19 protein-coding genes are annotated in these 22770 nt (G+C 31.1%); 9 read left to right on the forward strand and 10 right to left on the reverse strand.

Annotation, left to right across the window (positions count from 1 at the left end; translation table 11 throughout):
- Positions 1 to 59: 59 nt before the first annotated feature.
- From EC396_RS06745 to EC396_RS06760, 4 genes are all read right to left on the reverse strand, one after another.
- Entirely contained in the window at positions 60 to 374 is a 315-nt protein-coding gene (locus tag EC396_RS06745) for a 2TM domain-containing protein (RefSeq protein WP_129365943.1), read from the reverse strand.
- A gap of 4 nt (positions 375 to 378) precedes the next feature.
- Positions 379 to 675, reverse strand: a complete 297-nt coding sequence (locus EC396_RS06750) for a 2TM domain-containing protein (RefSeq protein ID WP_129365944.1) — start codon at positions 673 to 675, stop codon at positions 379 to 381.
- 136 nt (positions 676 to 811) lie between these two features.
- Entirely contained in the window at positions 812 to 2155 is a 1344-nt protein-coding gene (locus tag EC396_RS06755) for a 2TM domain-containing protein (protein WP_129365945.1), read from the reverse strand.
- Positions 2156 to 2187: 32 nt separating this feature from the next.
- Positions 2188 to 2625 carry a DUF2141 domain-containing protein gene (locus EC396_RS06760; protein ID WP_129365946.1) on the reverse strand — a complete coding sequence of 146 codons (438 nt, stop codon included), beginning with the start codon at positions 2623 to 2625 and terminating at the stop codon, positions 2188 to 2190.
- A 366-nt stretch (positions 2626 to 2991) separates the two neighbouring features.
- Between EC396_RS06760 and EC396_RS06765 the strand changes: the two genes are divergently transcribed.
- From EC396_RS06765 to lipA, 6 genes are all read left to right on the forward strand, one after another.
- Entirely contained in the window at positions 2992 to 5100 is a 2109-nt protein-coding gene (locus EC396_RS06765) for a translation factor GTPase family protein (protein WP_129365947.1), read from the forward strand.
- A gap of 154 nt (positions 5101 to 5254) precedes the next feature.
- Positions 5255 to 5440 (forward strand): membrane or secreted protein, encoded by a 186-nt coding sequence (locus tag EC396_RS06770; protein WP_129365948.1) that lies wholly within the window; start codon positions 5255 to 5257, stop codon positions 5438 to 5440.
- A 3-nt stretch (positions 5441 to 5443) separates the two neighbouring features.
- A complete protein-coding gene (locus EC396_RS06775) occupies positions 5444 to 6553 on the forward strand; it encodes a glycosyltransferase (RefSeq protein WP_129365949.1) in 1110 nt (369 codons plus the stop codon).
- Complete coding sequence (locus tag EC396_RS06780) at positions 6547 to 7113, forward strand: RNA polymerase sigma factor (RefSeq protein ID WP_240665650.1); 567 nt, start codon at positions 6547 to 6549, stop codon at positions 7111 to 7113. Before EC396_RS06775 ends, EC396_RS06780 begins: the two co-directional genes overlap by 7 nt.
- The gene (locus EC396_RS06785; RefSeq protein WP_129365950.1) at positions 7110 to 8339 is read left to right on the forward strand and encodes an Nramp family divalent metal transporter; all 1230 of its coding nucleotides are present in this window, start codon (positions 7110 to 7112) and stop codon (positions 8337 to 8339) included. Before EC396_RS06780 ends, EC396_RS06785 begins: the two co-directional genes overlap by 4 nt.
- 36 nt (positions 8340 to 8375) lie before the next feature.
- Positions 8376 to 9248: a lipoyl synthase gene (gene lipA / locus EC396_RS06790; RefSeq protein WP_129365951.1), complete on the forward strand. Its 873-nt coding sequence runs from the start codon at positions 8376 to 8378 to the stop codon at positions 9246 to 9248.
- A 177-nt stretch (positions 9249 to 9425) separates the two neighbouring features.
- Here lipA and EC396_RS06795 read toward each other — a convergent pair whose 3' ends face one another.
- The 6 genes from EC396_RS06795 to pflB all read right to left on the reverse strand — a co-directional run bounded on the left by EC396_RS06795 (position 9426) and on the right by pflB (position 17657).
- Entirely contained in the window at positions 9426 to 11102 is a 1677-nt protein-coding gene (locus EC396_RS06795; RefSeq protein WP_129365952.1) for an RluA family pseudouridine synthase, read from the reverse strand.
- Between the two features lie 107 nt (positions 11103 to 11209).
- Positions 11210 to 12250 carry a serine hydrolase gene (locus tag EC396_RS06800; protein ID WP_129365953.1) on the reverse strand — a complete coding sequence of 347 codons (1041 nt, stop codon included), beginning with the start codon at positions 12248 to 12250 and terminating at the stop codon, positions 11210 to 11212.
- Between the two features lies 1 nt (position 12251).
- Positions 12252 to 13214: a DUF4468 domain-containing protein gene (locus EC396_RS06805; protein ID WP_129365954.1), complete on the reverse strand. Its 963-nt coding sequence runs from the start codon at positions 13212 to 13214 to the stop codon at positions 12252 to 12254.
- A 559-nt stretch (positions 13215 to 13773) separates the two neighbouring features.
- The gene (locus tag EC396_RS06810; protein WP_129365955.1) at positions 13774 to 14559 is read right to left on the reverse strand and encodes a formate/nitrite transporter family protein; all 786 of its coding nucleotides are present in this window, start codon (positions 14557 to 14559) and stop codon (positions 13774 to 13776) included.
- 39 nt (positions 14560 to 14598) lie between these two features.
- Positions 14599 to 15378 (reverse strand): pyruvate formate-lyase-activating protein, encoded by a 780-nt coding sequence (pflA, locus tag EC396_RS06815; RefSeq protein WP_240665651.1) that lies wholly within the window; start codon positions 15376 to 15378, stop codon positions 14599 to 14601.
- Between the two features lie 53 nt (positions 15379 to 15431).
- Positions 15432 to 17657, reverse strand: coding sequence for a formate C-acetyltransferase (gene pflB / locus EC396_RS06820; protein WP_129365956.1), 2226 nt, complete (start codon positions 17655 to 17657; stop codon positions 15432 to 15434).
- A gap of 421 nt (positions 17658 to 18078) precedes the next feature.
- Between pflB and EC396_RS06825 the strand changes: the two genes are divergently transcribed.
- The 3 genes from EC396_RS06825 (at position 18079) to EC396_RS06835 (ending at position 22479) form a co-directional block, all read left to right on the forward strand.
- Positions 18079 to 19857, forward strand: coding sequence for a long-chain fatty acid--CoA ligase (locus tag EC396_RS06825; protein WP_129365957.1), 1779 nt, complete (start codon positions 18079 to 18081; stop codon positions 19855 to 19857).
- 263 nt (positions 19858 to 20120) lie between these two features.
- Positions 20121 to 21821: a DNA polymerase III subunit gamma/tau gene (gene dnaX / locus EC396_RS06830; protein ID WP_129365958.1), complete on the forward strand. Its 1701-nt coding sequence runs from the start codon at positions 20121 to 20123 to the stop codon at positions 21819 to 21821.
- A 76-nt stretch (positions 21822 to 21897) separates the two neighbouring features.
- A complete protein-coding gene (locus EC396_RS06835; RefSeq protein ID WP_129365959.1) occupies positions 21898 to 22479 on the forward strand; it encodes a tRNA-(ms[2]io[6]A)-hydroxylase in 582 nt (193 codons plus the stop codon).
- Positions 22480 to 22770 lie beyond the last annotated feature (291 nt).

Raw genomic sequence — 22770 nt, forward strand, 5'->3', positions numbered from 1 at the left:
TAGTTGTACTTTTTGACTTTTTACTTTTTACTTTTTACTTTTTACTTTTTGACTAAATATCACTCCCAAAATTCTTTTTTATCTTTGTTCATAATTTCTTTAATTTTACGTTCTTCCCAATCTTTCCCTAATAAAAACTGCATTCCGAATACATTAAACGCATGAAAAACAATTCCTATTCCCCAAAATATTAAGGTATTGTACGATTGCCATTCCCAAAATATTTTCCATCCACCATAAGAAACTGCGCTTGAAATTAACAAAAAAGCATTTACGATAACAAAAACAGTTAAATGAACATAAAAACCTTTGATAGACTTTACCCGTTTTTTGGCTCTGATATATTTTTGCTCTTCTAAACTTGAATTTTCCATCTTCTTAAAATTTACGATTGTTATCTTTTTCCATTATTTCTTTAATTTTTCGTTCCTCCCAATCTTTTCCAAAAATTAAGTTATTTCCAAACACTCCAAAACCGTGAAATACAACACCTATACCCCAACCCATCATTGGCCACCAAGCCCAATAATACCCAGGCGATGTCATATAATTTATAAAAAACAAAAAAGGAATTACCAAGCAATAAGCTGTTAAATTGGCATAAAACCCTTTGATATTTTCTACTCTTTTCTTTGCTCTAAGATATTTTTCTTCTTCTGTATAATTTGTTTTCATTTTTTTTATCGTTTTAGCTACTGGCTTATGCCTTTAGCTGGTTGCTTAATATATTTGTTATAAAATTATCGCTTCGACTTCGCTTAGAAATCAGTATAATTTGACTTTCGGCTTTTGACTTTCAAACTATATTTAATTACTCCCAATATTGTTTTTTATCTTCATTCATATATTCCTGAATTTTGCGTTCTTCCCAATCTCTTCCTAAAAACGGATTGTAAGCAAAGGCCTTAAATGCTCCAAAAACCAATCCAATTCCCCAACCTACAATTGGAAACCAAAACCAACGAAATTGTGGTACGTAGGTTAAATTAATATAAATTAAAAAAGGTATTACAATACAATAGGCTATTAAACTTGAATAAAAACCTTTGATATGTTCTACTTGTTCTACTGCTCTTAAATATTTACTGTTTTCTAAATTTTCTGATGTTTTCATAATCGTTGTTTTTTGAGTTAATAATGGTAATTTCACCATAAAACTATCTGCATTTTTTTCGACTGACACCTTTTTTAAGGTAATTAAATCATATCTGTCTATAATATTTTTCAATCCTACTTTGGTTCCTTGTTCCATAGTAGTTTTAGGGTTGTAATTGTTGGTAATTATTAAATATCCAACTTCTTCAGTTATCACAACTTTTAAAGGATTTTCGGTTGAAACCACATTGTGTTTTACTGTATTTTCTAACAGTAATTGTAACGATAACGGAATTATTTTTAATTCTAAATTGCTCGATTTCTCTGGAATTTCAAAAGTAACAGCATTTTCAAAACGCATTTTAAGCAATTCCATATATGCTTTGGCAAATTGTAATTCTTCATCTAAATCAATCAAATCCTTGTTTTTTTGCTCTAAAACATACCTGTAAACCTTGGCTAATTTGGTTGTAAATACTTCTGCTTGCTTAGGGTTTTCGCCAATTAATGATGTTAAAACATTTAAACTGTTGAATAAAAAATGAGGATCAATCTGACTTTTTAACGACTCGTATTTGGCTGTTTCAGTTTTTGCTACTATTTGTTGTTCTTCTACTTTCTTTTTGGTCATTGCCTTGTAAAAAAAGATCGTATGAAAAATTAAACTAACAATTAAAGTAATTACCAAACCAAACACATAATAATTTGTTGCATAAGGGTCATTAAAAAAATCATCAATTGGCTTATTATAAAGTATCACTATAGTTATAAACCTTAATAGCACCAGGCCTAACATAGTAGCCAAAACAGAACCAATTGCACCAATAATTAAGCGTTTTTTAGCGTGGTCTTTCCAACCCAATTTTTCATTTAAATACTTAAAAAAATAAGCATTAACAACCGTTAAAACAAAAGCATACATAAAATGAATTCCCAATATTTTTACCAATTCTACTGGAGCAATATCAAATCCATTGGTAGTAAGCAATCTCTCTACAATAAATATTGAAAACCCAACTATTATTGAAATTTTTAAAAGGTATTTAAATGCTGTCTTCATTATTTGGAATCTAACTTTTTATCAACTGCAATTTAAAACTTAATTTCGATATCAAGATTTTCATTTTTAACTTCAAATTTTGAAGTTTCAAATTGTGGCGGACCAAAATTCATAACATTATTTGAAGCCCCAAAAGCTTCCTTGGGCATTCCATTCAATTCAAAATCCATTTTACCGTTCTCATTTTCGTCATGAAAACAAACAATCGCATATTCACCTGTTGGTATATTTGTAAATACTACTGTACCTACACCATTTTTAACAGCACTCGACTGCGATTGTAAAGGCTCCATTTTTAAAAAAGAATCTTTGGTATGAATAGAAAATTTAATAGTACCAGCATCAGTTAACGCATTTGGCACAGTTACTTTAATTGTTTGTCCGTTTTCAGTTACTTTTTGTGCTACACTTGTTTGCGCTACCAAATAAGATGTAAATAAAAGTGCAATGGCTATTAGAAATTGTTGCATTTTAAATTGTTTTTAGCGTTTATAATTAATTTTCACACTTCAAAAGTGTAAGAAATTAAACAACTACAAAATTTAAGTTTTCTGAATTGTTGATTTTTTAGGATGAAATGTAATTAGATGATCATTTCCGATTTTCTATTTACATATTTGGTTCACGTTTATCTGATAATCCCTCTAACCTTTTGACTTTGGACTTTGCACTTTTGACTTTTAAACCCAAATAAACTTCAACGCTACGCTGTTACTAAGAATTTTTCAATAAGCTACTTTTCAACCATATAAGTAACCAAAACCTAACATTCGTCATATTTTAATGCTAAATATTTGCTAACTTTATAAGACTTTTTAATATAAACCGCAAATATTATGAAAATATACGATGACAAACACATTAAAAATGTTGCTTTTGTAGGTGCTCACAAAAGTGGAAAAACCACACTTGCAGAAACAATGCTCTTTGAAGCTGGCTTAGTCAGCCGCCGTGGTAGCGTAGAAAACAAAAATACCGTTTCAGACTATCACGAAATTGAACACGAAAGAGAAACTTCCATTTTTGCCACTCCACTTCATACCGAATGGCGCAACTACAAAATAAATATTATAGACACTCCTGGCTTAGACGATTTTATTGGAGAAATCGCCTCAACTATGCGCGTTGCAGACTCAATTGTTACGGTTATTAATGCACAACATGGTGTTGAAATTGGTACAGAAATTATATGGAATTATGTAGATCGTTTTTCAAAACCTACTTTATTTGTAATCAACCAAATCGACAATCCTAATGCCGATTTTGATGAAAGTTTTAAAAGTATTGTTGAATTGGTAGGTAAAAATGCCGTTAAAATTCAATATCCAATTGTAGTAGATGGTGCCCAATGTATTGTTGACGTTTTAAAAATGAAAATGTACAAATTTGGTGCTGAAGGTGGAAAACCTGAAAAATTAGCAATCCCTAAAGATCAAATTGAAATAGCCAACGAACTTCACAATGAATTGGTTGAAAAAGCTGCTGAAAATGATGAAGATTTGATGGAATTGTTTTTTGACAAAGGCACTTTAAATGAAGATGAAATGCGTAAAGGAATTAAAAAAGGGATGTTAAATCACGAATTGTTTCCTGTTTTCTGTATTTCAGCATTAAATGATATGGGAACTGGTAGATTGATGGGCTTTATAGACAATGTTGCGCCTTCTGCTGCCGATTTAAAACCTGAACAAAGTATTGATGGTGAATTGGTTGAATGCAAAATTGATGCACCAACTTCTTTATTTATTTTCAAAACATTGTACGAACCAAATTTAGGTCAGATTAGTTTTTTCAAAGTAAAATCGGGTGAAATTAAGCAAAATGATAAATTAGAAAATTCAAGAAACGACGAAATTGAAATTATCAATCAACTGTATATTATGGATGGTAAAAACCGCCAGCCAGTAGAAAAATTAAGCGCAGGTGATATTGGCGCAACTTTAAAACTAAAATACACCGAAACAAATGACACTTTAAGAACCAAAGGCTCAAATATTACCATTAAGCCAATTGTTTTTCCTGAACCAAGAATAACTAAATGTGTGAATGCTGTTGATAAAAATGATGATGAAAAATTAAACGAAGCACTGAAAAAAATACACAGTCAAGATCCTACGGTAAGCATCAGTTATTCAAAAGAATTAAAACAACAAATTTTAACCTGTCAGGGCGAATTGCATTTAGCAACCATAGACTGGACTCTTGAAAAACTCTACGGTATTAAAGCAACATTTGACCAACCTAAAATTGCATACAGAGAAACCATTCAACGCTCTGCATCAACAAGTTACAAACACAAAAAACAATCAGGTGGTTCTGGTCAGTTTGGAGAGGTACATTTAAAAATTGAACCTTGGTTTGAAGGAATGCCAGAACCTGAAGGCTTTAACATAAGAGGAAAAGAAGAAGTGAATTTAGATTGGGGCGGAAAATTGATTTTTTACAACTGCATAGTTGGTGGTGTTATTGATACTCGCTATTTACCATCAGTATTAAAAGGCTGTTTAGAAGTTATGGAAGAAGGTCCACTAACAGGTTCGTATGCCCGCGACATAAGAGTTATGGTTTACGACGGTAAAATGCACTCTGTAGATTCAAATGATATTTCTTTTAAAATTGCTGCAGCTCACGCTTTTAAAGCTGCATTTTTAGAAGCCAAACCTAAATTATTAGAACCTATTCACGATTTAACTGTTAAAGTTCCTGAAGATTTAATGGGAAATGTAATGACCGATTTACAATCGAGAAGAGCTATAATTTTAGGAATGGATAGCGAAGGAAAATACCAAACAATTAAAGCAAAAGTACCTTTAGCTGAAATGTATAGATACTCAACAAATTTAAGATCTATAACACAAGGTAGAGGTAATTTTAATACCAAATTTGCAAGTTTTGAGTTGGTTCCTAATAACATTCAGGATGAACTAGTAAAAGAAAATAGTTAATTCATAATACTTCAAATTAAAGACTCACCTATTTTTATAAATTTGGTGAGTCTTTTTATTTAACAATTTTTCGTCTTAAATATTTACTTTTTCCAAATTAAATAATGTGCAATCACAAGTTTAATTCTTATATTTGCACTCTTAAATTATTTGTATGAAATTATTGTTAATTACCCTTGTATTGTTAGGAATTGGTGTTGCAGGAATTGCAATAAAACTATGGGCTAAAAAAGGCGGTAAATTTGCAGGTACTTGCGCCAGTCAAAATCCACATTTAAACAAAAATGGAGAGCCTTGTGGCTACTGTGGAAAAACTGCTGACCAATGTGAAAACAGGTAAACTATGCTTGAATATCTATTCATTGCTTTTATAGTAATTTTTTGTATTCAATTTTTTTATAACTTTTTTCTATTCAGTTTTTTTTCTTTTTCAAAACAAAAAACAATTGAAACTTCTTTTACAGAGCCTGTTTCAGTAATTATTTGTGCTAAAAATGAAGCTCAAAATTTAATTGAAAATATACCTTATTTTCTAAAACAAAATTATCCAAATTTTCAACTTGTTTTAATCAACGACAATTCTCACGATGAAACGTTGGATGTTATTGAACAATTTAAACTTGAATTTCCAAATCAAATTAAAATTGTTGATGTAGCTGAAAATGAACAATTTTGGGGAAGTAAAAAATACGCTTTAACCCTAGGAATAAAAGCCGCAAGTTACGAGCATTTACTTTTTACTGACGCCGATTGCAAACCCGTATCTGACAATTGGATTGCTGAAATGGTTTCTCATTTTACTTCAAAAAAACAGTTGATTTTAGGTTATAGTCCTTATAAAAAAATTAAAAAATCTTTACTAAATAAGTTACTTAGGTATGAAACCTTACTAACTGCAATTCAGTATTTTTCGTATGCAAAATTTGGATTACCTTATATGGGAGTAGGTCGCAATATTGCCTATACAAAATCTGAGTTTTTTGCAGCAAAAGGATTTTCAAAACATATGCATGTTAAATCTGGTGACGATGATTTGTTTGTAAACCAAATAGCTACAAAAAAAAATACAAGTTTCTGCACTTCAAAAAACAGTTTTATAGAATCTATTCCAAAATTGACTTTAAAAGATTGGATTGCACAAAAAAGAAGACACATTTCAACAGCAAGCCATTACAAAACAATACATCAATTTTTATTAGGAATGTATTTTGTTTCAAAAGTATCTTTTTGGATAATTGGACTATTGCTTATTTCATTTCAATTTCAATGGCAAATAATAGCAGGTTTATTACTTTTTAAAATCATACTTTTTTATGCTGTTATTTGGTCTTCAGCAAAAAAATTAAATGAAAAAGATTTGATTTTAATTGCACCTTTTTTAGAATTATTTTTGATTTTCATCCAAATGATTATCTTTATAAAAAATCTATTTTCAAAACCCTTACATTGGTAAATAAAGATATTGATATTGCTGATTTAATTGAAAAGGCAAAAAAAAAGGATCAAAAGGCATTTAACACCTTGTTAAATACCTATTGGAGTGATGTTTACAGATTTCAATTTTCAAAAACTGGTGACGAAGATGAAGCTGAAGATATTACCATAAAAACTTTTTCAAAAGCATTTGAAAAAATTAATTTATACAACAACAATTACAATTTCAAAACTTGGTTAATTACAATTTCTAAAAATATATTTTTAGATCATTTAAGAAAACAACGTGCTGAAACTGTTTCAATTAACAAAAAAGAATCTGAAGCTTACAAGATTTTCGACGAATCTCCTTCTGCTGAAGATCAATTAATTATAGATCAAAATTTAGCGCATTTATTACATCATTTAAAAAAATTAAAACCTCAACATCAAGAAATTATCAATCTGCGATATTTTAGAGAAATGAGTTATAAAGAAATGGGCGACTTACTAAATGAACCTATTAGCAATATCAAAGTAAAACTTTTACGCGCTAAAAAATTACTCGCTGAAATTATCAATAAATCTACTGAAAATTGAATGCTACAAAATCAAACTGGTTTAAAAAGTTAGGACCTGGTTTATTGTTTGCCGGTGCTGCAATTGGTGTTTCACATTTAGTACAATCTACTCGTGCGGGTGCCGATTTTGGATTTGGCCTGGTTTGGGCATTGGTTCTTATTCACATTGTTAAATATCCCTTTTTTCAATTTGGACCACGATACGCTACAGCAACTGGCGAAAGTTTATTAGACGGTTACAAAAGGTTAGGAAAAGGAGTACTTATTGCCTACTTTATTTTAAACTTAGCTACTATGTTTACCATTCAGGCAGCGGTAACTATTGTAACTGCTGGTTTGGCTGCTAATTTATTTGGCATAAGCACCAACCCTATTATTTGGAGCGCCATAATTACCTTAATTTGTTTTACTTTACTTTTAATTGGTCGCTATAAATTATTAGACCAGTTAATGAAAATAATCATCATTACACTTACTTTAAGTACTGTTATTGCATTAATTATTTCAGCATTTAGCACTAACAATACTTATAATTTTACGCAAATTTTACCTAAAGGAAGTGTCGAAATTGGCTTTTTAATTGCCTTTTTAGGTTGGATGCCTGCCCCACTCGATGTCTCTATTTGGCAATCGCTTTGGGCAATAGAAAAGCAAAAAGATAAAACAAACCAATACAATACCAAACAAGCTATTTTTGACTTTAATATTGGTTATGCCGGAACCTTGTTTTTAGGAATTTGTTTTGTCGCTCTAGGAGCCATTGTAATGTTTAATTCTGGTGAAACTTTTAGCGGAAGTGCTGTTGTTTTTTCAGAACAATTGATCAATTTATACACTCAAAATTTAGGAACTCAATTTTATATTTTTATTGCAGCTGCTGCTTTTACCACCATGTTTAGCACCACTATTACAACTTTAGATGCATCGCCAAGGTCTATGACCAAAACAGTGGATTTATTAACTAACAAATCTTACAAAAACATGTATTGGTTTTGGCTCACCTTTTTAGCCATAGGAACAATGTTAATTTTAATGTACTTTATGTCTGAAATGGGTGTTTTAATTAAAATAGCAACCATACTTTCATTTTTAACAGCGCCATTTTTTGCAATTATCAATTATGTTTTAATTACAGGAAAACACACACCAAAAAAGTTTCAACCATCTTTAGCACTTAAAATTTTAAGTTGGGTTGGGATATTGTTTCTTATTGGTTTTAGTGCTTGGTTTTTAACTAGTTTATAAATTCTTTGTATTTTTGCAATCAATTTTATAAAAGTTATGTCTGAAGAATCTATTCAATCGCAAGTTAAAGTACAAAAACCTAAGTGGTTACGCGTAAAACTTCCTGTAGGAAAAAAATACACAGAACTAAGAGGTTTAGTAGATAAATACAAATTAAATACCATTTGCACCAGTGGAAGTTGCCCAAATATGGGCGAATGTTGGACAGAAGGTACTGCTACTTTTATGATTTTAGGTAATATTTGTACACGCTCATGCGGATTTTGTGGTGTACAAACAGGAAGACCTGAAAATGTAGATTGGGAAGAACCAGAAAAAGTAGCACGCTCTATCAAGTTAATGAAAATTAAACATGCCGTTATTACATCGGTTGACAGAGATGATATAAAAGATGGTGGTTCAATTATTTGGGTTGAAACCATCAATGCTATACGAAGAGCAAATCCTGAAACAACTTTAGAAACTCTAATTCCAGATTTTCAAGGAAATAAAACAAATATTGACCGAATTTTAGCGGTTGCTCCTGAAGTTATTTCACACAACTTAGAAACTGTTCGCAGATTAACACGCGAAGTTCGTATACAAGCAAAATACGACAGAAGTTTAGAAGTTTTAAAATATATGAAAGACCAAGGACAACGTAGAACCAAATCTGGTATTATGTTAGGTCTTGGTGAAACTGAAGAAGAAGTTTTAGAAACAATGCAAGATTTAGCCAATGCTAAAGTAGATATTTTAACAATTGGACAATATTTACAGCCTAGTAAAAAACACTTACCGGTAAAAGAATTTATTACACCTGAACAGTTTGAAAAATACCGTGAAGCTGGTTTAAAAATGGGATTTAGACATGTTGAAAGTAGCGCTTTGGTTCGTTCTTCATACAAAGCTCAAAAACATTTAGAATAAAAAACCTTTATTAACTTTTAATTAACAAATGTCAATATATTATTGGCATAGCTATTGCATTGTACAATTAGAACAAAGAAGTAGTTAGCTTTGTTTTCATATTAAAAGTTTGGTTAGTTAATAAAAAAGCGCCCCATAAGCGCTTTTTTTTGTGCGACAATGTAAAAAATTTGTTTATTAAAATTCGGCTTTTTTATAAAATACCATTGGTTGTTTGGTTGTAGGATGTATAAATTCTAAGGTATCTGCATGTAAATACAAACGATCCGATTTTTGTCCATACAAATCATCTCCAATAATTGGAATATTTAAGCCTAAAGTATGAGATGAATGAACGCGTAACTGATGTGTTCGTCCAGAAATTGGATAGAAATGTATTTTGGTTTGTCCATTTTTTCGTTCAATAACTTCCCAATTTGTTTCCGCAGGTTTTCCGTGTTCAAAACAAACCAATTGCCTTGGCCTGTCATCTAAATCAACTCGAAGAGGCAAATTAATTGTTCCTTTGTCTTCTTTTACAATGCCATCTAACAAAGCTGTATACCTTTTTTTTACCGTTTTATTGATAAACTGACTTTGTAAATCTTTGTGTGCTTTTTTATTTTTTGCCAAAACCAACAAACCCGAAGTATCCATATCTAACCGATGAATAATAATTGGTCCTGAAATATTTTTAACTTGCTGTTTAATTCGGGTATAAACCGAATCTTGGATATGTATTCCCGGAACCGATAAAAACGCTGCAGGTTTAAAAACCACCATCAATTGTTCATCTTCAAAAATAGTTTCAAGTTCTTTACCAATTGCAGGGTTTTGCAACAAAGGATCGGTATCCATTTCTATTCCAGCCAACATATGCGTTAAAATAGGTTTGCATTTTCCTTGACAAGCTGGATAAAACTGTTGGTGCTTTCTTATTTCTTTATTTGGCGATTGTCCCCACCAAAATTCGGCCATAGCAATGGGCTTTAAATTGTTTAAAAAAGCGTACTGTAAAAGTTTTGGCGCAGCACATTCTCCTGAACCAGCAGGCAAACTTTGCTCAGAACTTTCAATAAATAACTGAGCTAAATTTTTGACTTCTTTTTTTGAATTTAAAAATTGATATTGTTCAAATAAATATTGTTGCAATGCAGCAGATTTTGTTTTACGTTGCTCTTTTAACAATGCTATTTGATTGGTATAAAACAACAATTTTTCTTTGAAGGGCTTTAACATATGCTCCCAATAACGATTTACATTGTTGAAAAAATATTTAGCTTCTAAACTTTCTTTAGCCAAAGAAGCTTCAAAAATAGCGAATGCTTCTGCTGACAATTCAATTTTTGCTTTTTCTCTTCGAAAATTTCTATCTTTTTTAGCTGCTTTTAAAGCTGCTTTTTTCTCCTCAATATCAATTGCTGCTTTCTTTTTCTCCAATTGGTATTGTGCTAATAAAGCTACATAATCCGTATTTTTTTTCAAACACTCTATGTCACTATTGATACTGTTTAAAACAGCTTCCTCTTTTAAAAAATACGAATCTTTTGCAAGCATATCATAAACTGGCGGAACAAACTTTTTATGATTGTTTTTCTCAGCCAACTTACCTGAAACAGCTGCTATATAACCTATTTCATTTTGCTGATTTTGTACCACCAGCACACCAAACATTTTTCCTATAACCAATCCTTTTTTAGAAGAATCTAAGCCAAAATTATGTTCAAAATCGGTTTGTGTTTTTAAATAATTTTGTACTTCACTTGCTGCCAACTTAGACAAAGGATGCGGCTCATAATAAAACGGAAAGGTAAATTTAGCAGGAAGCTCAAACTTGTTTATAGAAGCAGAAAAGTATTGAAAATAGGTTTGCAAAATGATTTGTCTAAAATTATGGGCAAATATACTTTTTTTTGAAATGAAATTTTTGAGATTCAATTCAACAAATTTAGAACGTTTTACATACTTTAATAGCTCAGGGTTTAGGAGCCTTTTTTATTTCTCAAAATTTTGACAATACGGCTATATACAATTTCAGATAAATTCCAGGTGTAACCATCAAAATTAGTTGTATTTACAAATTGAATAACAACGGTATCAATATCTTGATGATATTTAGCAATACTTTGATAACCAGGAATTAAACCTGTATGTTCGTACACATAAATGGAAGAATAGATTTCTTGCTCCCCTTCATTAAATACTGAACCATCATTTAAAGCTCTCAAGAATATACCCACATCTTCAGCAGTTGCTATCATTAAGCCTGAATATTCTGACTTTAAATCATCTTCAATTCCTACGTAATAACCACTCATTACATTGTTTATATCTACTTCATAAAGCGAACCGAATGTATTGTTAAGTTTGAGAGGTCTCAAAATTTCTTCTTTGATATATTGTTGATGACCATAACCAAGTACTTTATCAATAAGATCAGAAATCAATAAATAATTAGTATTTGAATAACCATAATCTTCATCTGGCTTAAAATCGGCAGGTAAATCAAGTGCATATTCAAGTGTTTCTTGTCTGTTTTTAGGTGGATTTTTCCAATAATTAGGATGGTTTACAAAATTTGGAATACCACTACGATGTTGTACCATCATTCGCAAGGTTATTTTGTCTGCATTTTCAATTCGTCCTGATAATTCTGGAAAATAATCAGCGAGTGTTTTATCTAACGATAAACATTTATTATTTACCAATTTAGCAACAGCAACAGCGACATAAAGTTTGGTAATACTGGCAATTTTGAATAGCGATTTTGGATTGGCAGGTATTTTGTTTTTTCGGTCATTCCAACCAGCAGCATAAAACTCAGGTGGGTTGCCTTTTTGATCTACATAAACAATCATTCCATCAAACCCAAGACCAATTGCCTTATTCACTTGTTCTTGAACTGTGTTGGGTAATGGTAAAATCCAAGCTTTTACTAAAATCCAAGGTACAAACGCCAAAGAAGAAATACTTGCAATAATAAATAATATTTTGAGTGTTTTTTTAATTTGCATTTTTGTCATATCATTTCAATAAATAATCAACCAAATTATAAGACAAATCATTCATAATTTTTTCTGCATTAACTTTAAAAATTTGATTCATTTTATTCATTTCTCCGTTTTTATTAAATAGATGTGAAGGGGAAATATTGGCAATAATTTCTCCGTTTTTATCCATAATATCTCCGTTTTCAGCACCCAAATCAAATGTCATTTTAATTTCGCTATCGGTAAAATTAACCGTAAACAAATAAGGTAAATCCGCAATTAGGTCAAAGCCCATAATAGTTCCAAATGTCACATTTTCAGTAAAGTAGTTTATGCCCATATTTTTATCTGGAACATGAGTTATAATAGCTTCATTCTGAATTTGGTAATATGAATTAGCCCAATTAACAGCCTTACTGTAAAGCTCACTTTTACTCAAATTATTGATAGCTACAACAACAGGCTCAATGCCTTTACTTGTAATTTTAAATAAATTTATGGGTGATTTCTCTTCTAATTGAGGTGCACTAATTTTAATAATTTCTCCCGATTTAAATGCTGGTTCAAAATCTACTACAATATTGTTAAAAAATAAACCTTCAATCAATTGTATATCCCGCATATTGATAACTCCCAAAGTTTTTTTTCCTTTCTTTTTGGATGAAATTTTACTGAAATTTTTAATAACCAATTGCTTTCCTGTAAAACTACTGTCTAAATTCTGTTGAGGTAAAGCCTTGGAATCAAAACCTGAATTTTCGGAAAAAAATCCGGCAAGAATATCTTTTGCCAATGGAATATTAGAGTTTTGAGGAGCGTAGATATTTTTAAAATTACCCGTTATTTTGTCGCTACCTTTTCCTAAAAATACAATATCTCCTTGTCTAACAGTAAGCGTATCGAATAAAACGATGGGACCTTCAATTGTTTTTCCAGGAATTTGTCCAAATATAGTACTGCTTAAAATAAACATACCAATTGTCAATATTTTTTTCATATTCTAAATTATTTTAAAAGTACGTTTACAGATTGTTTAAGCATGGCTTTATAGTAAAGTGCTGTAATATAGTAAAAAGAAACAGTGAAGTGATCTATATTTTGGATTTTATAAACTAACTAAAACCAATCTATTGATTTATAACATTTTTGAGCATTGTTATTTTTTATAAACTCAGTAAATATTTTATTTTCAGGAAATTGAATATTATTTTATTTACTGATTTGCGCTAGGGATTGAAGTGGCATCCTTTTTTACAATGCAACGCAGTGGAATTGTAAAAAAGATATAACGGAAAGCCCGACCCTTGGGTAGCGCCCAAATTATTTTAACCCAAAAGTATAAGGAATAATACTAATTATGTTTAACTTTTAATTAACAAGTAACCATATATTAACGGCATAACTATTGCGTTGTACATTTTAGAACAAAGAAGTTGTTAGCTTTGTTTTCATAATAAATGTTTGGTTAGTTAATAAAAAAAGCGCCCAATAAGCGCTTTTTTTTATGATTGTAATTTGAAAGTTTACCAAATACAAGATACCTGATACTAAAAACCTTATTCTACTTTTTCTACGCTAAATAAATAACCGTAAAGCATCCCTACAAAAATAGCTCCACCAACAATGTTACCAAGCGTTGCAGGAATCAAGTTGTTTACAATAAAAGTGTTCCAGGTTATATCTGCACCTTCGAAAATTGCTAAAGGAATAAAATACATATTGGCAATACTGTGCTCAAAACCCATTGCTACAAAGGCCATAACAGGTATCCAAATAGCAAATATTTTACCGGTTGTATCTTTTGCTGCCATACCTTGCCATACTGCCAAACAAACCAACCAGTTGGCTCCTATCCCTTTTAAAAAAGTGACTAAAAAAGTATGACTTGTTTTGCTTGTTGCAATATTTAGAACAGAATTTGAGTAGGGCGCACTGCTAACAATATGCGTTAAATGTGTGATAACATAGGCAACAAAAACGGCTCCTAAAAAATTACCAAAATATACAAGTCCCCAGTTTTTTAGTACGGTATTTAGACTTTGTTTTTTGGTTAAAACATTTGGTATAAAATAAGCATTGTTACCTGTAAAAAGCTCTGCGCCCACTACCACAACCAAAATAAGTCCTAATGGGAAAGCAGCACCAAATAAAAATTTAGCCAAGCCTGGGTTTTCTGCTGCTATGCCAGGAGAACCTCCACCAACAATAATGGCTAATAAACCTCCAAAAGCAATATATGCACCTGCTAAGAAAGCCAATACCAATGTTTTTGATATTTTGTAAGATCCTTTGTTTTGAGCTAGTTTATTTACAATTCCTATAACTTCTGTAGGGGTATTCATGATTTTACTTTTATGTTGCTAATAGCAACATTTTTATGATTAGTTAATTTTTACTTCTTTAAAATATTGCGCTAAAATTTTTGCTGCTTCTTCAATTTCCTCAGGAGTATTTTCACGAGCATCTTTTAGTTGGTATTCCCAACCTAAAGCTTCCCATTTGTGAATTCCTAATTTATGATACGGCTGAATTTCAATTTTTTCGATGGTTTTGTAGTCTTTAAAATGTTCTCCCATTGCGTGTAAAAGTTCTGGCTTATTGGTAATACCAGGAATTAACACGTAACGCAACCACATATTTTTGCCCGATGCTTCTCTATGCGCTGCAAAATTAAAAGTAGTGTCTTTTAAACGCATTCCGGTTAAATATTCATAACCCTCTTCAGTCATATGTTTGATATCTAACATCACCAAATCGGCATAATTATCTAACAATTCTTTCACATGCGAATTTAACATTCGACCGTTTGTATCTACATTGGTATGAATACCTTCTTCTTTTAATCGCTTAAAAAACGGAATCAATTCTTTTGCCTGTAATAAAGGTTCTCCACCAGAAACTGTTACGCCACCATTTTGTCTAAAATAAGGTTTCATGCGAATTGCCATTTTAACCAAATCTTCAATTTCATATTCCATTCCACCCGATGTTTCAATGGTATCTGGATTGTGACAGTATAGGCACTTTAATTTACAACCTTGTAAAAAAATGACCAATCTTATTCCCGGACCATCATGGGTTCCAAAAGATTCAATAGAATGTACACGTAATATGTTTGAAGTAGTTTTGATAAGCGTAGTTTTTAGCATTAAAGTGTCCATAAAAATTAACAAGTTAATTTTTATGGACAGCAATAATACAACTTTAAATTTTATTACATTGATTCGTGGAACGAACGTGTAATTACTTCTATTTGTTGTTCTCTAGTTAAACGTACAAAATTTACAGCATAACCAGAAACACGAATTGTTAATTGAGGATATTCTTCAGGACGTTCCATTGCGTCAATCAATGTTTCTTTATCCAATACATTTACATTTAAGTGATGTGCATTGTTTAAGAAATAACCATCAATAGTTGCTTTTAAGTTATCAATTCTTTCTTGCTCATTAGCGCCCAAAGATTTTGGTACTATTGAGAAAGTATTAGAAATACCATCTTGAGAATCTTCGTAACTAATTTTAGAAACTGAATTTAACGATGCAATTGCTCCGTTTTTATCACGTCCGTGCATTGGATTCGCTCCTGGTGCAAAGGCAATTCCGTGAGCTCTACCATCAGGAGTTGCTCCAGTTTTTTTACCGTAAGAAACATTTGAAGTAATGGTTAATACAGACATTGTTGGTGTTGCATTTTTGTAAACAGGTAGTTTTTTTAACTCATCGTTAAAATCTGCAACTGCCTTTGCTGCAATAGCATCAGCATTGTCGTCATCATTTCCATAACAAGGAAACTCACCTTCAATTTCAAAATCTACTGTTAAACCTTGTTCATTTCTAACTGGTTTTACTTTAGCATATTTAATTGCTGATAATGAATCTGCTACAATTGATAAACCTGCAATACCATAAGCAATATTGATTGTTGGGTTTGTGTCTATTAAAGCCATTTGAGCTTTTTCGTAGTAGTATTTGTCATGCATATAATGAATAATATTCATAGAATCGTTATAAACACGCGCTACTTCTTTCATGGCAATTTTAAAGTTTGCCATTACTTTGTCAAAATCTAAATACTCATCAGTATATTCAGGAACTCCTTTAACAACTTGCGTACCTGTAAATTCACAACGACCACCATTTACAGCTAACAACAACGTTTTAGCCAAATTGGTACGTGCTCCAAAAAACTGAATAGATTTTCCTAATTCTTGGTAAGACACACAACAAGCAATACCGTAATCATCTGATCCACGACTTGCAACCATTAAAGCATCATTTTCAAACTGAATTGATGAAGTATCAATAGCTACTTTTGAACAATATGTTTTAAAATTATCTGGTAAATAATTTGACCATAAAACTGTCATATTAGGTTCTGGAGATGGGCCTAAATTGTACAAAGTATTTAAGAAACGGAAAGAAGTTTTTGTAACTTTTGTTCTTCCATCTTCAAACATACCACCAATAGCTTCTGTTACCCAAGTTGGATCACCTGCAAAAATTTCGTCGTAAGCAGCCATACGTAAATGACGCACCATACGCAATTTCATAACCATTTGATCAATATATTCTTGCGCTTCAACTTCAGTAATAATACCTTTAGCCAAATCTTCTTCAATATAAATATCTAAAAATGTAGAAACATTTCCTAAAGACATTGCAGCACCATCTTGCTCTTTTACTGCAGCTAAATAACCCATATATGTCCACTGAACAGCTTCTTGTGCATTTTCAGCAGGACGAGTTAAATCTAGGTTGTAAATTTTACCTAATTCAACTATTTCTTTTAAAGCTTTTATTTGTTCAGCAACTTCTTCACGTAAACGAATAACAGCATCACTCATTGGACCTGTTATAGCCGCTTTATCAGCTTTTTTAACTTCAATTAATTTATTAACACCGTATAAAGCAATTCTTCTATAATCACCAATTATTCTACCACGTGCATAATTGTCTGGCAATCCTGTTAAAAATCCTAAAGAACGGAATTTTTTTATCTCATCAGTATAAGCATCAAACACACCATCATTATGTGTTTTTACATATTTTGAAAATAAATTTGTTAAATCTTCATTAGGTTGCACCCCATGTTCAGACAAAGCTTTTAAAACAACTTTAAAACCGCCATAAGGTTTCATAGTTCTTTTCAACAATTCATTGGTTTGTAAACCAACAATTACTTCATTTTCCTGATCAATATAACCAGCTTCAAAAGCACTTATTGTTGAAATTGTTTCTGTATCAACAGATCTTACGCCATTTCGTTCTCTTTCTTCTTTAGTAGCTGCTTTACAAATGTTCCATAATTTGTTTGTTTTTTCACTTGGACCTACTAAAAAATCATGATTCCCATGATAAGGAGTTATATTGTTAAATACAAAATCCCTTACATTAATTGTATCTTGCCACACTCCTTTTTTAAAACTTACTTCACTCATATAATTCTATTTTTAATAGTAAATATTTCAATAATTTTAGACCACAAAAATACGACTTAAAAGTGCGAAAACCCTACAAATAAAGACAAAATAGACCTTTATTTTTTGGAATTTTACTAAAACGTTTGAATTGTATGGCTAAGGGGTAGAAAATGTAATTAACCACTTTGAATTAACATAGGTAATATCAAATAAGCATAATTTTCGGTTAATTTTAATCATAAATATTTTGCGTATCATTCAAGAAAAGATCTTAAAAACGACAGAATTTATACTATTTTAAAAAAAACTGATACTATTTAATCAAAATGATAAAAAAGACCTCAAACATACCATCAAAAATTATATTGTTGTTAACAATTAGATACTTGTAAAATCATTTTATATTTTATACTTTGCATTACCGCTTAAATAAAACTTAATGACAAAAGAAATCACAAGATTATTCGACTTTGCTTATTATCAGCTTGAAAATTATAATTTACCAAAAGCTTTTAATACAAAATATCAAGGCAAATGGGTTGCTACTTCAACTAAAGAATTTGTTGATAAAGCCAATGCTATAAGTCGCGGATTGTTAAAACTAGGTGTTAAACCTGGCGATAAAATTGCCGTAATTTCAACTACCAATAGAACGGAGTGGAATATTTTAGATGTTGGTGTTTTGCAAATTGGTGCAATTAATATACCTATTTATCCAACTATTAATGAAGATGATTTTGAATACATTTTTAATCACGCAGAAGTTACACACTGTTTCTTATCGGATAAAGATCTTTTCAAAAAAATAAATTCAATAAAAAATAAAGTACCGACTTTACAAAATATTTACTCCTTTGATATTGTTAAAGGCTGTGAAAACTGGGAAGAAGTTGTTACTTTAGGAGAAGATAAAAGTATACAACCTGAAGTTGAAAAATTAAAAGACAGTGTAAAAACCGATGATTTAGCGACTATTATTTACACATCTGGTACTACTGGTACACCAAAAGGTGTTATGCTTTCGCATAAAAATGTTGTTACAAATGTAATAGACTGTATGCCAAGACTTCCTTTAGAACTTGGAAAAATAACCGCTTTGAGTTTTTTACCTGTATGTCATATTTTTGAACGTATGCTACATTATTTATACCAATTCTCTGGAACTTCACTTTATTTTGCTGAAGGAATGGATAAAATTGGAGAAAATATAAAAGAAGTAAAACCACAGTTTATGTCGGTTGTACCTCGATTGTTAGAAAAAGTGTATGAAGGTATTATTGCCAAAGGCGCTCAACTAACAGGTATTAAACGACTTTTATTTTATTGGGCTTTGGATTTGGGTTTAAAATACGAACCATTTGGTGCTAATGGCTGGTGGTACGAGTTTAAACTCAAAATAGCTAACAAATTAATTTTTAGCAAATGGCGAGAAGCTTTGGGTGGAAATTTAGAAATTATGGTTTCTGGCAGCGCTGCTTTACAACCTAGATTGGCGCGCGTTTTTACTGCTGCTAAAATGACTATTTTAGAAGGTTATGGTCTTACTGAAACCTCTCCTGTAATTTCAGTAAATATGATTAAAAAAGGCATGTTCAAAATTGGAACTATTGGAAAAACAATAGACAATGTTGAAGTGAAAATAGCTGAAGATGGAGAAATTTTAGTTAAAGGACCCAACATTATGCTAGGTTATTATAAAGATGCTGAAAGAACAGCAAGTGTCATGTCTGGCGAATATTTTCATACGGGTGATAAAGGTGAATTTGATGCTGATGGTTTTTTATTAATTACAGGTCGTAAAAAAGAAATTTTCAAAACTTCTGGCGGAAAATATATTTCTCCTGCTTTGCTTGAAAATGAAATGAAACAATCTCGTTTTATTGAACAAATTTTAGTAATTGGTGATGGTCAAAAAATGCCTGCAGCATTGATTCAACCTAATTTTCAATTTTTAAGAGAATGGTCTAAACGCAAACACGAACCCGTTTTAGAAAGCAATGAAGATTTAATTAAAAATCCAATTATATTAAAACGAATTCAAAAAGAAATTGATAAAGGAAATAAAAGTTTTGGTAAATGGGAAACAATCAAAGTTTTTGAATTAACTCCAGATATTTGGAGTGTAGACAACGGACTACTAACACCTACAATGAAACCTAAACGAAAAGAAATTATTGCAAAATACCAACATTTGTATAATAAGATATATGAATTGTAGCCTATTGGTTGTTGATTGTTAGTGAATCAGCCTATAGTTGATTATGGCTTCAGCTACGCTCAGCCAGCATTATAACTTTGAAACTTTTTAAACTTTTAAACTTTTAAACTTAATTATGGCTTCGGCTACGCTCAGCCACCATTACCCTTTGAATATTAACAAAACAAAAAAACTGTCTAAAAAATAGACAGTTTTTTTATGCTCAATACATTCATCTTTCACAAATGTTTTTCTATTTTTGCAATACACGCTAATTTTACTCTATGGAACAATTTATAGTATCGGCCCGCAAATATAGACCTCAAACTTTTGAGGAAGTTATTGGGCAACAAGCAATTACTAACACGCTTGAAAATGCTATAAAAAACAACCATTTGGCACAAGCCTTATTATTTACAGGGCCTCGTGGTGTTGGTAAAACTACTTGTGCGCGAATTTTAGCCAAACAAATCAATCAAACTGCTTCAACAAAACCCGATGAAGATTTTGCTTTTAATATTTTTGAATTAGATGCCGCTTCAAATAACTCGGTTGATGATATTAGAAGTTTAACCGAGCAGGTTCGTATTCCACCGCAAACAGGTAAATACAAAGTATATATTATTGATGAGGTTCACATGCTATCTCAATCGGCTTTCAATGCTTTTTTAAAAACATTGGAAGAACCACCTGCACACGCCATTTTTATTTTAGCAACTACCGAAAAACATAAAATCATTCCAACCATTTTATCGCGTTGTCAAATATTTGATTTTAAACGTATTGGTGTTTTAGATGCTAAAAACTATTTAAAAAAAATAGCTCAAGACGAAAATGTTGAGGCTGAGGATGATGCATTGCATATTATAGCACAAAAAGCTGACGGCGCTATGCGTGACGCCTTGTCTATTTTTGACCGAGTTGTGAGTTTTTCGGGAAATAAATTAACACGTAAAGATGTTACCGAAAATCTAAACGTACTTGATTACGACGAGTATTTTAACACCACCGATTTATTGCTTCAAAATAAAATTCCTGAAGTTTTAATACTTTTCAATACCATTTTAGCAAAAGGATTTGAAGGCCATCATTATATAAGTGGATTGGCATCACATTTTAGAGATTTACTGGTTGCAAAAGATAAAATTACTATTGAATTGTTAGAAGTTGGAGACAACGCAAAAAAGAAATATCTAGTTCAGGCTGAAAAATGCGAACTTTCATTTTTAATGCAAGGTATTGAAATTGCCAACGACTGCGATTTAAAATACAAAACCAGTAAAAATCAGCGATTGCTTGTTGAACTTGCCTTAATGCAAATTGCCTCTATCACATTTGATAGAGAAAAAAAAAATAACAAACCTTACATAATTGCCGCTCTTCACTTTAGAAGTGCTGTTAAAAAAGCAATTAAAAAAACACCTGCTCCAGAACTAAAAAAGGCAGCTATTAAAAAAGAAATTGCTTCAAAAAGTATAGAAACAATTTCAAAACCTGAAGTTAAAATTCCTACATTAAATACGCTTAGCAGACGACCTTCTGGGCTTTCAATTAAAAGTATTGAGCGTAAAAAAGAATTGGAAAATACCGAGGTTGAATTTGAACAAGTCGACGGTTTACCTTCAGATAAATTCACAGAAGCTCAAGCTGTTGAATTATGGGAAAAATATATTGAAAAGTTAATAAATGAAGGTAAAAAAAGTGTAGCATCTATTATGAATGCCAACAGACCAACTGTTAAAGGCCATGAAATTCATTTTGACTTGCCAAACACTTTAATGAAAGACCAGTTGCAAAGGGCAAAAACAAACTTGCTAAAATATTTACGTGAAACTCTTAACAACTTTAAAATTGATATTATTATTGAAGTTAACGAAGAGGAAACGGTTAAATATGCTTATACACCTGAAGAAAAATATCAAAAATTAAAAGAAAAAAATAGCGCTATAGAATTGTTTAAGAGAACTTTTGATTTAGATTTGTAAAAGTCTGTTTATAAAACAGTTTTGTGGATCTAAAAAACCACTTTTAAAAGAGCTTAATTTTAAATTTATCACTAACATGTTAGGATTAAAACTACCAACCGATCCGCGTTGGGTAAATATCGCAGAAAAAAATATTGATGAAATTTTAATAGACCACGCCCATTGCGAATTAAAAGCAGCATCAACAGCCAATTCGCTGATAATGAGCTTTCCAGAATATCCAGATTTGGTTACTGAAATGGTTTCAATTGTAAAAGAAGAAATGAGTCATTTTAAATTGGTTCACGAACGTTTGCTAAAACGAAATGTAACTTTAGGACGCGACAGAAAAGATTTATACGTACACGATTTATTGCGTTTTTTCCCAAAAGGAGGCAGCAGAACAACACAATTAATTCACAGATTGCTATATGCTGCTTTAATTGAAGCACGCAGTTGCGAACGATTTAGATTGCTTTCTGAAAATATTCAGGATCAAGATTTGGCAAAATTTTATAGAGACTTAATGGTTTCAGAAGCAAATCATTATACCTTATTTTTAAACTTTGCACGCAAATTTGGAGATAGAAAAGAAGTCGACGAAAAATGGCATGAATTATTGGTTTATGAAGCTGAATTAATGAAAAACTTAGGCACATCAGAATCTATTCACGGATAGTTTTGATAATTAATAATTAAAAATTGATAATTGACAATTGATAATTGATAATTCGTAATTCATAATTGATAATTCGTAATTGATTATTGAAAACTAGTCGCTGAGCGCAGCCGAAGCGATAATTCGTAATTAAAAATTGACAATTGATAATTGATAATTGATAATTGATAATTGATAATTGATAATTCGTAATTCGTAATTCGTAATTCGTAATTAAAAATTGACAATTGATTATTCGTAATTCATAATTGATTATTGAAAACTGGTCGCTGAGCGTAGCCGAAGCGATAA

The sequence above is a fragment of the Lutibacter sp. HS1-25 genome, from assembly GCF_004121075.1.
Classification (GTDB): Bacteria; Bacteroidota; Bacteroidia; order Flavobacteriales; family Flavobacteriaceae; genus Lutibacter.